Here is a 16206-nt window from a genome sequence, read left to right as displayed (position 1 = left end):
AGAGGTCTCTTATAAAAAGAGGCCTCTTTTTTATGATTCAGATCATCCGGTCAGAACTGCAATAACTTTTTTAAATAGTTAATATCCAAAGCTGCCTTGTAAAGTCTTTTTTTAAGGCTTAACTTATCCTTTTGTTCAGAGATGATATGTAAAGCCACTTTTCTAATCACTGACAGGTTTTGTGATGAATATCCTTTCCTCGCTCTGCAATCATCCTCTTTAAAAGTAACGTCCAAATGCCAATGCAGTTGGTTCTCAATACTCCAGTGTCCTCTTATTATTTTTTGAAAGTAAGACGCACTTAATCCTTGCTCGTCACTGATATAATATCTGGTTTCAAGAGCCGTTTTCCCGTTCATCTCCCTACTTGATTCCATTTTTACAATCGTCCCTAGTCCTTTCCAAGATTGAATGGTTTCCGGAAGCAGATATTCCATGGCTGGAAGAATGCTGCATTTCCTGACTTCTATCCTTCCATGGTCTTTTTCCACAGTCGTATCCGAATCAAGGCCGCCGTGTACTTTAAAAGCACATTCAATATCCTCATATAGAGACTTCTGATTACCTTTTACCGACAATAGATAATGCCCCTTCTTTTCAAGTATCAAGTCTACAACCTCACGTTGCGTTCCCATAGCGTCTATGGATATAACTGCATCCTCAATATCTATGGCTGACAACACTTCGGGAATGGCTGTTATCTCATTGGACTTGTCTTCCACTTTTTTCTGATATATACAGAATTCGTTCTCGCTTACCCAGGCATTCAAAATGTACAGACCTTTATTCCCGCGAGAGGTCGGCGATGTCCCACTTTGCTTCTTCCCGTCTATAACAATCTGTTTTTCTGATAAATCCGACAGGATTGACTTCCCATAACTACAAAGACAATGTTCTAATTCGGTTGGGTCTATGCGTTGAAACACACGCTCAAACGTATCTTTTGAAGGTACACCGTGAGGAAGTGAAAGCATATCCTTAAGTTTTTCTCCACGTTCCAAGGTAAACAGACGCATATCCTCATAATCTGTTCCGCCTGTCAGGTAAGTACACAAACCTATCATTAATATGTCTGACAACAAATGTAGACAACGACCTGTTACACGAGGATCGGTAACTTCTGAAAAATACTTGGATGGATTCATTTCACTGCAAATTTATCATTTCTATTTCTGTTTCGGTTTGCCGCTGCAAATCTAAGGTGAGGCACAGATAAACACTTCACTGATGATTACAAATTTTGATGCGGTTGCCCTGATTCAATTCCGGCAACAACAAAATTGATGCTATATTGCGTATCATAAACGAACAGTATGTTGACACGGTAGATATGGGTAAACTTATCGAAGGAACTATTCCTAAAATATTCAGCGAACTGGACCCTCACTCTGTATATATTTCGGCAAAGGATGTGGAAAGAGTGAATGAAGATTTGGAAGGTTCGTTCAGCGGAATAGGTGTATCTTTCAATTTGCAGACGGATACAATTCTAATTATCAGTGTTATTCCCGGTGGTCCATCGGAAAAAGCCGGTTTGTTGCCTTTCGACAGAATTATCACTATAAACGACTCTGTTTTTGCAGGCAAGAAAATCAGCCAAAACGATATTATGAAGAATCTAAGAGGAGCCAAGAATAGTACAGTAAAACTTGGTATCAAAAGAGGAAACGAACCGGAATTGCTGACATTTGAAGTTACCCGTGGAGATGTTCCTGTAAACTCTGTGGATGTTGCCTATGAAGTGGCTGACAATATCGGTTATATTAAGGTTAGCAAATTCGGACGTACTACATACAATGAGTTCATAACTGCAATAGCGAAGCTTAAACAAAAGGGTTGCTCGTCTTTCATTATCGACCTCAGAAGTAACACTGGCGGTTATATGGAAGCAGCAGTAAATATGATTAACGAATTTATGCCTGAAGGAAGTCTGATTGTTTATACAGAAGGAAAATCATTTCCTCGTTCTGATGTTTATGCAAACGGTACAGGAACTTGTAAAGATGCTCCAATTGTTGTTCTGACAGACGAAATATCAGCATCGGCAAGTGAAATTTTCTCCGGAGCTATTCAGGATAACGACAGAGGCTTGATTATCGGACGAAGAACATATGGTAAAGGACTTGTTCAATCACCAATCAAGTTGACTGACGGTTCAGAAATTCGTCTTACTATTGCCAGATATTATACTCCTTCAGGAAGATGTATCCAGAAACAATATGAGCTTGGTGAAGGAGACAAATATGATCAGGATATATACAACAGATTCATGCACGGAGAATTTGACTCGGCTGACAGTATCAAGCTTGATGACAATTTGAAATATCAGACAGCAGGCGGACGAACTGTTTATGGCGGAGGTGGTATTATGCCGGATATCTTTATCCCAAGAGATACAAGCGGAATAACATCATATTTCTCTAATGTAATCAACAGTGGTGTTCTTTATTTGTATGCTCTTGAATATTCAGACAAGAATAGAGATAATTTCTCAAAATACAAGAGTTATGAGGAGCTGTATGACTATTTAAAGAAACAGCCTATTCTTAATGAATTCACAAATTTCGCAGCTAAAAAAGGTATAAAGAAACGTCCTAATCTGATTGCTATTTCCTCTAAATTGATAGAGAAACAGCTTCATGCTTATATTGTAAGGAATTTCTTTGATGATCCAGGATTCTATCCTATTTTCCTGAGCGATGATATAACTATAAAAGAAGCTATTAAAGTGCTTCAGGAAGGGAAAGCAAATCCGCTTGAAAATAAATAATTTAAGTTTCGCGAGTTGCTCAACTTAAAAGTTAACAAGGCTTCAGATACAAGTTGAGCTTGCGAAACTTTAATAAATAATAATTGACAAGCGAACGAGTTGGCAATGTTCAACTCACCAAACTAACAATTAAAATAAGAATGGAAGCATCACAAGCAAAGCAACAACTCAGAAAAGAAATAGCTTGTATAAAAAAGCTTCAATCCAAAGAAGACTTATCAAACTGGTCTGCTCAAATCATGGAAAAGATTGAGCAGACCAGTCTTTTTAAACAAGCAAATAACATAGCTGTATATTATTCCTTAAAAGGCGAAGTGGAAACAGACTTATGGATTGAAAAGTGGTACACAAAAAAGAACATAATTCTTCCCGTAGTTGACGGTGACGACTTGATTATGGTTCGCTACGAAGGAAAAGAAAGTCTCAGAAGCGGCTCTTTTGGTATAATGGAACCGGTTGTAACTCCTGATAATATTTTCCCAGAAAATAATATTGACTTGGTAATTGTTCCTGGTGTAGCCTTTGACAAAAGCCTGAACAGAATGGGACGAGGCAGAGGTTTCTACGATCGTTTGCTGTCCGGTCTGAATGTGCCGAAAATAGGTATATGTTTCGGTTTCCAGTTTTTTGATAAAATACCCGCAGAGGGATTTGACAGGAAAATGGATATGGTAATAACGGAAAAAGATGTGATTGGTATAAAAGAATAACGAGCTGTCCTAAAAAGGGCAACTCGTTATTTTTTATAAGCAATCTGCTTAGCAGATGCTTAATACATGCTTCGGTCTGATTATGCCGGATGAATAGCTTCAGTAGGACAAGCGTCAGCGCAAGTTCCACATTCTGTGCACATATCAGGGTTGATGCTGTATTTATCACCTTCTGAAATTGCACCTACCGGACATTCGTCAATACAAGTACCGCAAGCAATACAATCGTCGCTAATTACGTAAGCCATTTTTATAAACGTTTAAAATGATAACTATTAGTGATACAAAAGTAGAGTTTTATTCGATATTAAAAAATATCTGAGGCAAATATTTTCTCAAATATTCCCAATTTTGCAATATCTTTGCCTTTGCTTCGTTAATAATAAAAACAACAGAATGACATTGAAAAGAATAGCTTTTATATTATATTTTATCTGTTTAGCCTCAACGATGGCTATTGCTCAAAAGGAAAAAGCAAAGAATCTGCCATATACAGATAACCGACTTTTTCATCTTGGTTTTTTTGTCGGGTTGCACTCACAAGATTTGCTGCTGACAAATTCAGGTTCTTCATATAATGGAGAAACATGGTTTGCTGAAATACCCAACTATTCACCAGGATTCAGTGTCGGTGTTATAGGAGACATGTATCTGAGCCGTTTCTTCAACCTCAGATTCACGCCATCAATTCATTTCGGAGACAAGCAATTTGTATTCAAAAAGGAAAATAGTGAGGAAACTTTCAAAACGAATGTACGTTCCAATTATCTGATGTTTCCTCTTGATATAAAGTATAGTGCTCTAAGGCTGAATAATTATCGTCCATATCTGTTAGGCGGTATTTACGGTGCATTTGATTTGGGCAGGAAGAAAGGAACTCCTATTTTGCTGAAAGGTCCGGATTTCGGAGTTGAATTCGGTATAGGATGTGATATTTATCTGCCATTCTTCAAACTTTGTCCTGAACTTAAATTCTGTTTTGGACTTGCTGATGTTCTTGAAAAAGACAGAAGTGACCTCCAGGGACAGGAAACAATCAAGTACACTGAAGGTCTATCTCGAGCAACATCCAGAATGGTGGTGCTTACTTTCAATTTTGAATAAAAAGACGGAAATATATATAAGCTGCCGGAATTGCCATCAAAATGCTGTCAAAACGATCCAGCATACCGCCATGGCCTGGCAGCAGCTTTCCCGAATCCTTTACACCCAAAGTGCGTTTCAGCAAAGATTCCACTAAATCTCCAAGAGTACCGAATAGAACAATTACAACAGAAAGTCCAAGCCAGGAAAGTCGGCTGATTGAAGGGTCGATATATGCAAATCCCTGAGAAAACAGCATAGCAAAAAACATTCCGCCCCAAAAGCCTTCCCATGATTTCTTTGGTGATATTCTTTCAAACAGACGATGCTTTCCTATAGCTGAGCCTACAAGGAAAGCTCCTGTATCATTAACCCACACAAAAACAAACATTGAAAGAACTAGAATATAATTGAAACCAGCCACTCCGCTCTCATCACTTGCCGACATTATAAAATTAAGCAGAGAAAAAGAACCTGCACAATAAAGCTGCCCCAAGAACAAATATGCCCAGTTTTTTATCGGGTCAGATGCTTTATAATATAATTCTCCTATGAATGAATACAATATAAACAACAAATAAGGAAGGAAAACTACCGATGATGCCATATTGTAAGCATAAGCAAAGCAAGAAAAGAATAAATATATTCCACCAATTGTTGCTAAAACTTTATGAATAACGGCTTCATCATTCTTTCGTACCAAGCCATAAAATTCCCACAAACTTGCTCCTGTTATTATAGCAAACACAAGAGCAAACAAATAAGGGTGAAAACATATTCCTCCCACCAATACAGCCACGAAGACAATCCCTGTCAATGTTCGTGTAATAAAGTTATTCAAAATATTCAGTTTTATGTTTATAATAAATTCCTGTTAAGCAAATCGGCATATACACATAAGCCCAATGTACAAACAAATTATAGCTAATTTGCAAAGCCTAACCGAAATTGCTTTTACAGCGCAAAGATAGTATTATTAAATCGAGATAGAAAAAAGAGAAGAGATATATTACCTAAAACTGAAAATAAGATAAGAAAAAAGGTGTGCCAAAATATAAAATTTCAACACACCTTCATAAAAATATTATAGGGAACTATTATTTCACTTCAGCATCTTTAGAAGAATCCTCTTGAGAAATATTTCCGGAATTTTCAACTTGCTCTATGTTTTCAGAATCTTTTTCAGAAGATTCCTCAGTATTACCAGTTACAGGAGATTCATTACCAGAAGCATCCTTAGCCTGCTTTTCCTGCTCCTGTGCTTCAAGTATTTCCTGAGTTCTTGAAACCCATGGACGTTTACCGAAAATTTCTTCCACGTCTTCTGAATAAATAACTTCACGTTCAAGCAATAATTCTGCCAAATCATTATGGCCTTTGGCCTTCTCTGTCAGAATCTGTTTTGCTCTTTCATATTGAGTATTTATGATATTCTGAACTTCCTGGTCGATAAGACGAGCTGTTTCCTCACTGTAAGGTTTGGTAAATCCCCAATCCTGACCAGTTGAATCATAGTAGTTCAAATTTGGAAGTTTATCACTCATACCAAAATAAACCACCATAGCATAAGCCTGTTTTGTAACTCGTTCCAAATCGTTGGAAGCACCTGTTGATATTCGTCCAAGGAACAATTCTTCAGCTGCACGTCCACCAAGAGTAGCACACATTTCATCCAATAACTGCTCACGAGTAGTAATCTGACGTTCTTCAGGCAAATACCATGCTGCACCCAAAGCCTTTCCTCTAGGAACAATTGTCACCTTAACCAATGGATTTGCATGTTCAAGAAACCAGCTCAAAGTTGCATGACCAGCTTCATGTATAGCAATACTTCTACGTTCTGAAGCTGTAGTAATCTTAGTACGTCTTTCCAAACCACCAACGATTCGGTCAACAGCATTCATAAAGTCTTCCTTCTGAACAAATTTCTTATCGTTACGAGCAGCTATCAATGCAGCCTCATTACATACGTTGGCAATATCAGCACCTGAGAATCCAGGAGTCTGGCGAGCCAACAATTCTGTATCAACACTATCGTCAATCTTGATAGGACGAAGATGCACACCAAAGATTTCCTTTCTTTCATTCAAGTCCGGCAATTCCACATGAATCTGTCGGTCAAAACGTCCGGCACGCAAAAGAGCCTTATCAAGAATATCCGCGCGGTTTGTAGCAGCCAGAATGATAACACCACTGTTAGAGCCGAAACCGTCCATTTCTGTAAGCAGCTGGTTCAATGTATTTTCACGTTCATCGTTGCTATTCATATTAGCATTTCGTCCGCGAGCACGACCGACAGCATCAATTTCATCGATAAACACTATACATGGCGCTTTTTCTTTTGCCTGACGGAACAAGTCACGAACACGTGATGCACCTACACCAACAAACATCTCAACAAAGTCTGAACCAGACAAAGAGAAGAATGGAACATCTGCCTCACCAGCAACAGCCTTGGCAAGCAAAGTTTTACCTGTTCCCGGAGGGCCAACAAGTAATGCTCCCTTAGGAATCTTACCACCCAACTCTGTATATTTTGATGGATTCTTCAAGAATGCAACAATTTCTTCAACTTCCTGCTTTGCTCCAGCAAGACCAGCGACATCCTTAAATGTAACTTTACGGTCACTATCCTTATCAAACAACTGAGCCTTAGCTTTACCTACACTAAATACATTTCCAGGTCCACCACCAGGTCCACCAGACATCTTACGCATAAGGAAAAACCATATTGCAATCAGCAGCAACATCGGAGACCATGAAATAAAGAAATTCCATAAAGTACTGTCTCCTTCTTCAAAACTAACCTCAGTATCAATCTGGCTTTCACTTACAGCTTTATCATAGAAATCTGAAAATTTGTCAGCTGAAGGAATCTTTACATAAACCATCATTCCCGTACCTGTTGGTAGTTCAGAATGATTTTTAAATACCAAATCAGCTTTTCCAGGTTTTACAGTTGCCTCAACCATATTCTTCTGGTTATAAACAACCATCTTCTCAAACACATTCTCCTTCATCAGTTTCTGGAACTCAGTCCATCCAACTTCTTTCGATGAAGTGGGGCTATTAGTCATATACAAGCCCAAGAGCATCAAGAGAATAAGACCATACATCCAATAGAGGTTAAATTTAAAACCTCCAGGCTTATTATTCTTCTTTGATGACTTATTAAACAAATCCTTATTGTCCATATTAATTTAATGAAATAAATAATATTAACCGGATTAATCCAAGTTCGGTATTTCTGTCACTTTGGCATCAGCCCAAAGATTTTCCAAATTATAGAACTTGCGCTGTTCCGGCATAAATATATGAACAAGAACCGTGCCATAATCCATTCCAATCCAAGTGGCACCTTGCGTTCCATCAATAGAAAGAGGTTTTTCTCCCGTTTTCTTTCTTGCAAACTCCCACACAGAGTCAGACAAAGCCGAAACCTGCGAAGGCGACTTTCCCTCTCCTATCACCATATATTGACTGATTGCTCCTGACAAGTTTGTTAAATCAACTACTACGATATTGGAGCCTTTTTTCTCCTGTAATCCTTCTACGATTGATTGTACTAATTCTTTTGTTTCTTCCATTTATTCTATTTAATGTATTTTAGAGATGCAAATATAAAAGATAATTTGGAATACATACATTTCTAAAGGGCAATTATTCTGTTCATTTTTAACAATATTAAGAGAGAGGTTATAAAGAAACAAGCCAATAAGGAAACAACTTTATAAGTAATCACAGTCTCGTCTTACTATTCCTACAAAAAGCTGTCAGCACAAAGAAAAATACATATTTTGAAAAAAAACACGAAAAACATTTGGTGGTAATAAAATTTTATCTACCTTTGCACTCGCAAACGAGAGAGTTAGCAACACAAAAGTTGATGAATATTGTTCTATGGTGTAATGGTAGCACAACAGATTCTGGTCCTGTTTGTCCAAGTTCGAATCTTGGTAGAACAACTTTCAAATTCTTTTTATAGCTAATCACCAAATTGTTCTATGGTGTAATGGTAGCACAACAGATTCTGGTCCTGTTTGTCCAGGTTCGAATCCTGGTAGAACAACAGAAAAAAGCCGGTTCAAGAAATTGAATCGGCTTTTTTGTTAGGTACAAGTTGACAAGAAAACGAGTTGTCAAAAGAATAATATAATACTTTGTCAACTCGTTTCCTAATTTATCTGATTATCTATATCTTATCCACTTTAATATCTCCATTATAGAAGGTTTCTTTCCATACATTAATATTCCTACGCGATAAATTCGTGCAGAAAGCCATACTACAAAAACAGACGTAAGCAGCAAAACAGACAAAGACAAAGCTAGCTCCCACCAAGGAACATCAAATGCAAGACGCATCATCATAACCATAGGAGAACTGAACGGAATAACCGAAGCCCAAAATGCCAATGGTCCGTCCGGATTTTCCGCACCATAAATACCGGCATATAAACTGAACACCATGAAAAGAATCATTGGTGCCATAAACTGCTGACTGTCTTCCTGCTGACTAAGAGCACTACCTATTGCGGCAAACATTGCTCCATATAGTATGTAACCTCCAACAAAATAAAGGAAGAAGAAAAACAACAGCTTTGCCCAAGGCACAGCAAACAAAGCTGACAATCCGGACATTTCAACATCCGAAGCAACTACAGCCTGAACTGGTTCGCCCATAGCCACACCCGCACTGGCTATCAGAAATATTGTGAGAACACACCAAAGGATAAACTGAGTAAGACCAACAAGTCCGATTCCAATAATTTTTCCCATCATCAGGTCAAAAGGACGGACAGAAGAAATCATAACTTCTATTATCCTGTTTGTCTTTTCCTCCATAACACCCTGCATAACCATTCCTCCATAGGATATTATGAACATATATATTATAAGTGTAGCCATCATCCCAAGAATTGTAGCGACATCAGATGAACTTTTGTCTTCAGAACCGTCATCATTCCATTTCACAGTCTGGACAGAATAGTTTTCTTTTGCAACCTGCATAACACTGTCTATATTTTCAATGTTAAATCCGGCTAGCTTCTCATTTCTTAAAGCTTCAGTAAGTATATGGTTGATATCTCTCACCAAATTGTTAGGTAACTGACGGGACGAATACAAAGTTGCAGCATCAGGATTTTCCGATAAAGGTGCAGAGATATTGAGGAATGCTGTTATCTCTTTGTTTTCCTTTTTACGGTATTCGTCCATCGAACCTTCAGCCTTTATATAGACACAACTTTCAGTATCTTCAAACAATGATTCATATTTTCCGGTTGAATCCATAATCACCACCGTTTTAGCTTCCGAATCCTGAAAAGTTGCCAACCACATAGGAACAAAAACCAATGCAGCAAACAGAACCGGCATCAGTATTGTCAACAACCAAAATGATTTTTTCTTTATCCTGAAAGAATATTCTCGCTCTATTATCAATCCTATATTACTCATTGTTATTTTCCTCTTTTAAGTTTTCAGATACTGTTCGAATAAAAATCTCATTCATTGACGGCAAAGCCTCCTTGAACGAATATATCTCATTATTCTTGCCTAACTCTACCAGTAATGCAGAATTGCTGACAGCATAATTCTTACGTATCATTAAAGTAAATCTATCTTCCGCCTTTATAATATTTTCCACATCAAACACTCCACCAACTGAAGTTATTTCATCCACGGAAGGCGCTATTTCAACTATATATCTGTTCTCTCGGAAACTGTTTCTTACATCGGTAACAGCTCCGGAAAGGACAACTCTCGATTTGTTTATCAATGCGATATTATCACAAATCTCCTCGACAGACGACATATTATGAGTGGAGAAAATTATGGTATGACCTTTTTCCTTAAGAGACAGGATTTCCTTTTTCAACAACTCAGCATTAACGGGGTCAAAACCGCTGAACGGTTCGTCAAAAATCAATAGCTCAGGCTCATGAATAACAGTTGTGATAAACTGCACTTTCTGCTGCATACCTTTCGACAACTCCTCGACTTTCTTGTTCCACCACGGAGCAATATCGAAATGCTCAAACCAATATTTCAAGCGTTTCATGGCATCAGAACGTGAAAGTCCCTTGAGACGTGCCAGATAAAGAGCCTGCTCGCCTACTTTCATTTTCTTGTAGAGTCCACGCTCTTCCGGCAAATATCCAATACGATATATATCATCCGGTTGAGACAAGCGTCCATCCAAATAAACTTCACCACTGTCCGGTGCTGTTATACGGTTTATAATCCTGATAAGCGTGGTTTTTCCTGCACCATTCGGACCAAGCAATCCGAAGATTTCACCTTTCGGAACCTGGATATTAACATGGTCTAAAGCAAGATGCCCGCTATATCGCTTTACTACATCTTTTACTTCAAGATAATTCATAATATAGATATATTTTATGTTTCACAAGCTCAACATACAGTTAACAAAATCAAGTTAACGAGTTGAGCAACTTCATCACATCTTCAGAACAATTCTTTCACCCAACTCTTTCGACAAAGCATTCTTTATTTCATTAAGCCTGACAAGTTTTCTCATGAGTTCCATAGCCTCATCCATATTCCCTGAGGTTTGCAATTCTTTCATCTTAGCCTGGATTTCCTTTATCTGGCGAAGAATATATGCATCCTTAAGCGCAAATATATCCTTGATTACAAGCTGGTCCAGTCTGTCCCGCTCATCCTCAATCTCCCTATATTTGGTGTGATATTTGCTAAGTTGGTATTTCTCGCTCATAAGATTTGCAGCCAGCTTACTGATTAGTTGGTCCTGATGAGCCAGGAAATATCTGCTTGCCACAAAATTATCATCCTTGCAATGCTCGGCAGCTTCGTCCAGTATGCGTTTGAATAATGGATTATAGAAAGTAAGTTCATCCTGCTCCAAATCAGACTTGATATATTCAGCCACTCTCCACTGCACTCGTTCGTTTGTTTCATCATCTACATAATCAAACAATATCTGCTCGCCATAACGTATTATATATCTGAGAAGATTGATTTCATACGGCTCATACGGCGAACGTCTGATTTGTGGTGCAGCAGGCTTGGCTGTGACTTCCTCAGGCAAAGGCACCTCCTGAGGCACAGGAGACGATGGCGGCAAATCCTCAACTGGAGGAGCCATAGGAAAATCAGCCGGAACTTCCGGCACATCCGACACTTCAAGACTGGCAAGTTCCGGAGGATAAACATAATCGTTTACGTCGTCGTTCCTATATGGAGCGACCGAAGAATATTCCGGTTGCTGTTTGACTTTGTTCTCATTGCGCTGGTTCTTGTCGAGACGTATTTTATTTACGGCATTAAGCAAAACCTGTTCATCTATCTCCATCATACTGCTACACTCACGGATATATACCGAGCGTGCAATATTGTCTGGAATTATAGCCACTGAGGCTACAATATCATTTATCAGTTTAGAGCGGCGGATTGGATCATTACCCGCCTCATCAAGCAAAAGTTTTGTTTTAAAACGAATGAAGTCTGTCTCATTTGCCTGAATAAACTCCGTAAACTGCGTAGCATTATGTTTACGGGCAAAAGAGTCTGGGTCTTCCCCATCAGGCAAAAGCAGAACCTTCACATTCATGCCTTCTTCCAGAAGAAGGTCAATACCACGCAAAGCAGCCTTTATTCCGGCTGCGTCTCCATCATAAAGTACAGTTATATTATTGGTGAATCGTCTGATGAGTCTTATCTGTCCTTGAGTAAGAGCTGTTCCTGAAGAAGCCACAACATTCTCGATTCCTGCCTGATGCATTGATATAACATCAGTATATCCTTCCACCAGATAGCATCTGTCAGCCTTTACTATTGCCTGTTTGGCAAAGAATATACCATAAAGTTCGTTACTCTTGTGATAAATTTCACTTTCCGGAGAGTTTACATATTTGGCAGTTTTCGCATCTTTCTCCTTTTTAAGCACACGGCCACCAAAGGCAACGACCTTTCCACTGAGTGTATGTACGGGGAAAATAACTCTGCCACGAAATCTGTCATTAACCCTTCCGTCCTCATAAGATATTATAAGTCCTGTTTTCTCAAGGAATTCTTTTTTATATCCTTTCTTCTGAGATTCCTTATACAAAGCGTCGCGCTCATTAAGGCTATAGCCCAACTGGAACTTACGGATTATATCTTCACGAAATCCTCGCTCTATGAAATAACGCATACCAACGGAGCGCCCTTCCTGATTATTCTCAAGAATAGAGGTAAAATATTGCTGAGCCCAAGAATTGACAATCAGCATACTTTCTCTGTCATTCCTTATACGTTTTTCCTTTTCGGTGAGCTCACGTTCCTGAATCTCAATATTATATTTCTTGGCAAGATAGCGGAGTGCATCGAAATATGAAATCTGCTCGTGCTTCATAATGAAATGCACGGCTGTTCCTCCTTCACCACAGGCAAAGCATTTGCATATATTTTTGGCAGGCGATACGTAGAACGAAGGAGTCTTGTCCGAATGGAAAGGGCAAAGCCCAACATAATTCACGCCACGACGGCGCAAAGTGACAAATTCCGAAACAACATCTACAATGTTTGCCGTATCCAATATCCTATCTATCGTTGCCTGGTCAATCATATTTCAATACCGTCATTCTTTTTTCGGAAGACAAATTTAATGATATTTATTTATATCAGAATATAACCTTTAAAAACACTTTATATTCGACATAAAAACACTGCGATGTTTTTCCAAAAACACTACGAGCTTTTTTCTGAAACACTGCAATGTTTTTTCAAGAACACTGCGACGAAAAAAAACAATAAAAAAATGACGGACTGTCAAGGCTTATTCTTCATACTAAAGATAATAAACCAGACAGCCCGTCAATTATATAACGGCATCAGAATGCCAATAAATTATTCACCTTCAAAAACACCTTCGCGAGACAATTGCTTGTCCAAATTAGCAACGCCCAAAACTACAATTGCTGTAACTGTTGCTGTATGTTCAAGATATTCCGGAATATTCTTTGTATATAAATCACGCTCAGTATGCCATATTTCACCGTAGCTGAAGTTATATCCTTTTATATCTTTGGTTGAGAAAGTATATGTAGGAACACCTTCCACTGCAAAAACTTCAGAATCTACTCCTCCAGGAATAGTTGGACGTTTTCTTGGTGGACGTACTGTAACTTCAAACGGATAATCTTCGCGGATACGTTTCACTGGTTCTGTAATTTTCACAAAATCATCATACATTGCCTGAGAAACGGCTATACCAACTGGAGGCTCCGGACCACCGTCACGGTTAAACAGATTAGCAATCTTCGGCAATTCTTTCGCATGAGTTTTGCAATATGCCTTGGCTCCTAACAAACCGAATTCTTCCCCGGCAAATGCAACAAAGACTATTGTTCTTTTAGGTTTTGCACCTGAAAGGGCAATCATTCTGGCAGCTTCCATCATAGGAGCAATACCTGTTCCACAATCTATACCACCTGTTCCAACATCGAATGCATCAAGATGACCGCTCACCATGACACATTCATCAGGATATTTGCTGCCCTTTATAGTTGCCACCACATTGTGGTATTTTACAGGTCCAAGTTTAAAGTGATTACGTATATCAAACTCAAGAAGGAAATCCTCGCGACGTTCCTTAACCATTTGTTCGATTACTTTGAACTGATGTTCGTCCAGTTTGATATCCGGAAGTTCGGGAGCATTATCAAATGTCATGCTATCAATCATCTTCCTGTCATACAAAGCACGGATTGGAACTGGGGAAGATTGGATAAAGCCCAAAACTCCGGCTTCTTTCATTTCATTGTAAAACAATGCGGGAAACTCGCGCAAAGGCAACATTTCGTTTTTCTCGCCATTTTCGTAATTACGTTTGCGTAGTTCGGCATTCTTTTTTGTGATTTCCAAATTTTCTTTCTTGACCGCTTCACGGATTGAATCACCTTCAGCAGAACGGTCAATAGGCCAGCCTGTGTTTGTTCCGGAAATAAGCACCCATGCACCTTTCAGCTTATGTTTCATGCGTTGGAATTCATCCTCTGTCTTAGGTTCAATAAGCACATGTCCACGTTGAACACCTTTTGTTCCAGCCGTATATGATGGAGTTGCAAAATGAAGAGTCATTCCGTTATCATGGCTCAAAAGTTTTCCGAACCACGGGCCACGGTTAAATCCAACCTGAAGAGTTCCGGCTTCCTCAAGATGAGCTTCAATACCCCATTTCTTATATTCACGAATCATCCATTCTGCGGCATTGTCATAAGCATCTGAGCCAATAGGTCTTCCACCAAATCTATTGGTGAGAATATCAAGCTGATGCATTGTCTGATTATCGTTCTGCCCAATTTCGATAATCTTATTCACCGCCGAATTCTGGGCAGGTAAATCAAATTCACCCAGACATAAAAAAGCCAGGCACAGAATATAAAACTTTTTCATTTCACTTGAATTTGGTATTAGAAATTATATTACACTTTTATTACAATCTTCAAAAAACTCGGGCAATTTAATAACAAATTTCCAATTAAACTATACTTTTGTGAAAGTATAAAAAATCAGGTAAGCTAGTAAATTGATTAGTCCATTAATTTGCTGTTTTTTTGACAAAATAATACTGAAACTTATAAACCCAAAAACTAAGTATTCCATATTTTAGCAAGGACAACAAAAATATCTAACTTTGTATATTTAATAAAAAAGAAATCATGATTATCTATAACACAACTTTCCATATTGAAAACAGTGTGCTGGAAGAGTGCATTGAATTCCTTATACAGGATTATATTCCTAATGCTACTAATAGCGGTTTTTTGAGTCATCCCAGATTAAGCAGAATTATCCCACACGAAAAGGATGATTTGGGAGAAAGTTTTTCTCTGCAATTTCATGTAAAAAACGCTGAAACTCTCAACTATTGGCTTGAAAAAGATGGAGCTGCCATCCAAAAAAGACTGATAAAGAAATTCAATCAGAGAGTTGTTGGTTTCACAACAATAATGGAAGAAATATCTCTGGAATAATGACTAAGGAAAAAATAATTCTAGGAATAGACCCAGGAACAATCATTATGGGTTACGGAATTCTGGCAATACGTAACAATAAGCCTTACATGGAAACGATGGGTATATTGAAACTAGACAAGTATGAGGATTATTATCTCCGTTTAAAGAAGATATATGAAAGAGTGACTTCGCTGATTGAGCAATATCATCCGGACGAGTTGGCCATCGAAGCTCCTTTTTTCGGAAAGAATGTTCAAAGTATGCTGAAACTTGGCAGGGCTCAAGGAGTGGCAATGGCAGCCGCACTTGAAAAGGAAGTTCCCATTTTTGAATATGCACCTCTGAAAATCAAAATGTCAATTACCGGAAATGGAAATGCTTCAAAAGAGCAAGTTGCCGGAATGTTGCAGCGGATTCTGAAAATTCCACAGGAATCAATGCTGCCACAGCTTGATGCTACGGATGGACTGGCTGCTGCTCTTTGCCATCACTTACAGTCCAAAAATCCTGTTATGGAGAAAAAGTATAACAGTTGGAAAGATTTCATAGCAAAGAATCCGGACAAAGTGAAGCAGTAAAAAAAACAAAACCACAGAGAAACAGACAAGCCTAATATAAATTTCATACAGTCTGTATCTCTGTGGTTTTATTATATCTATACCAG

At 38.4% G+C, this 16206-nt stretch carries 13 protein-coding genes, 2 tRNA genes and 1 pseudogene; 7 read left to right on the top strand and 9 right to left on the bottom strand.

What is annotated here, in order from left to right; translation table 11 throughout:
* Positions 1 to 50: 50 nt before the first annotated feature.
* The gene (locus ACYIAR_RS13380) at positions 51 to 1145 is read right to left on the bottom strand and encodes an ISAs1 family transposase (RefSeq protein WP_480329149.1); all 1095 of its coding nucleotides are present in this window, start codon (positions 1143 to 1145) and stop codon (positions 51 to 53) included.
* A 119-nt stretch (positions 1146 to 1264) separates the two neighbouring features.
* Between ACYIAR_RS13380 and ACYIAR_RS13375 the strand changes: the two are divergent.
* Together ACYIAR_RS13375 and ACYIAR_RS13370 are read left to right on the top strand one after the other, a co-directional pair.
* A pseudogene (locus ACYIAR_RS13375) lies at positions 1265 to 2770 on the top strand (S41 family peptidase); the annotation flags it as partial.
* 140 nt (positions 2771 to 2910) lie between these two features.
* Entirely contained in the window at positions 2911 to 3480 is a 570-nt protein-coding gene (locus ACYIAR_RS13370; RefSeq protein WP_480330168.1) for a 5-formyltetrahydrofolate cyclo-ligase, read from the top strand.
* A gap of 80 nt (positions 3481 to 3560) precedes the next feature.
* Here the strand turns inward: ACYIAR_RS13370 and ACYIAR_RS13365 are convergent, their stop codons facing one another.
* Complete coding sequence (locus tag ACYIAR_RS13365; RefSeq protein ID WP_480330166.1) at positions 3561 to 3728, bottom strand: DUF362 domain-containing protein; 168 nt, start codon at positions 3726 to 3728, stop codon at positions 3561 to 3563.
* A 148-nt stretch (positions 3729 to 3876) separates the two neighbouring features.
* On the opposite strand from ACYIAR_RS13365, the gene porT reads away from it, so the two are divergent.
* Positions 3877 to 4584 (top strand): type IX secretion/gliding motility protein PorT/SprT, encoded by a 708-nt coding sequence (gene porT / locus ACYIAR_RS13360; protein ID WP_480330164.1) that lies wholly within the window; start codon positions 3877 to 3879, stop codon positions 4582 to 4584.
* Here the strand turns inward: porT and ACYIAR_RS13355 are convergent.
* The 3 genes from ACYIAR_RS13355 to rsfS all read right to left on the bottom strand — a co-directional run bounded on the left by ACYIAR_RS13355 (position 4571) and on the right by rsfS (position 8150).
* Positions 4571 to 5404, bottom strand: a complete 834-nt coding sequence (locus tag ACYIAR_RS13355) for a phosphatidate cytidylyltransferase (protein WP_480330162.1) — start codon at positions 5402 to 5404, stop codon at positions 4571 to 4573. The two genes, porT and ACYIAR_RS13355, sit on opposite strands and share 14 nt — an antisense overlap.
* A gap of 256 nt (positions 5405 to 5660) precedes the next feature.
* Complete coding sequence (gene ftsH, locus ACYIAR_RS13350; protein WP_480330160.1) at positions 5661 to 7757, bottom strand: ATP-dependent zinc metalloprotease FtsH; 2097 nt, start codon at positions 7755 to 7757, stop codon at positions 5661 to 5663.
* A 33-nt stretch (positions 7758 to 7790) separates the two neighbouring features.
* Positions 7791 to 8150: a ribosome silencing factor gene (gene rsfS / locus ACYIAR_RS13345; RefSeq protein WP_480330158.1), complete on the bottom strand. Its 360-nt coding sequence runs from the start codon at positions 8148 to 8150 to the stop codon at positions 7791 to 7793.
* A 307-nt stretch (positions 8151 to 8457) separates the two neighbouring features.
* Here rsfS and ACYIAR_RS13340 point away from each other — a divergent pair.
* Positions 8458 to 8528 (top strand) — tRNA-Gln (locus tag ACYIAR_RS13340).
* A 33-nt stretch (positions 8529 to 8561) separates the two neighbouring features.
* Positions 8562 to 8632 (top strand) — tRNA-Gln (locus tag ACYIAR_RS13335).
* Between the two features lie 119 nt (positions 8633 to 8751).
* On the opposite strand, the gene ACYIAR_RS13330 is transcribed toward ACYIAR_RS13335, so the two are convergent.
* From ACYIAR_RS13330 to ACYIAR_RS13315, 4 genes are all read right to left on the bottom strand, one after another.
* Entirely contained in the window at positions 8752 to 10017 is a 1266-nt protein-coding gene (locus ACYIAR_RS13330) for an ABC transporter permease (protein ID WP_480330156.1), read from the bottom strand.
* Positions 10010 to 10945, bottom strand: a complete 936-nt coding sequence (locus tag ACYIAR_RS13325) for an ABC transporter ATP-binding protein (protein ID WP_480330154.1) — start codon at positions 10943 to 10945, stop codon at positions 10010 to 10012. Before ACYIAR_RS13325 ends, ACYIAR_RS13330 begins: the two co-directional genes overlap by 8 nt.
* Positions 10946 to 11020: 75 nt before the next feature.
* The gene (dnaG, locus tag ACYIAR_RS13320; RefSeq protein ID WP_480330152.1) at positions 11021 to 13150 is read right to left on the bottom strand and encodes a DNA primase; all 2130 of its coding nucleotides are present in this window, start codon (positions 13148 to 13150) and stop codon (positions 11021 to 11023) included.
* Positions 13151 to 13431: 281 nt separating this feature from the next.
* A complete protein-coding gene (locus ACYIAR_RS13315; RefSeq protein ID WP_480330150.1) occupies positions 13432 to 14979 on the bottom strand; it encodes a M28 family metallopeptidase in 1548 nt (515 codons plus the stop codon).
* A gap of 266 nt (positions 14980 to 15245) precedes the next feature.
* Between ACYIAR_RS13315 and ACYIAR_RS13310 the strand changes: the two genes are divergently transcribed.
* Positions 15246 to 15560 (top strand): DUF4286 family protein, encoded by a 315-nt coding sequence (locus ACYIAR_RS13310; RefSeq protein ID WP_480330148.1) that lies wholly within the window; start codon positions 15246 to 15248, stop codon positions 15558 to 15560.
* Positions 15560 to 16120, top strand: a complete 561-nt coding sequence (ruvC, locus tag ACYIAR_RS13305; RefSeq protein WP_480330146.1) for a crossover junction endodeoxyribonuclease RuvC — start codon at positions 15560 to 15562, stop codon at positions 16118 to 16120. The genes ACYIAR_RS13310 and ruvC overlap by 1 nt, the downstream gene beginning before the upstream one ends.
* Positions 16121 to 16206: the final 86 nt, after the last annotated feature.

The sequence above is a fragment of the Parabacteroides sp. KHUB-01 genome, from assembly GCF_056640935.1.
Note: the sequence above shows the minus strand (reverse complement) of the source record. Positions and strands in the feature narration are given on the sequence as shown.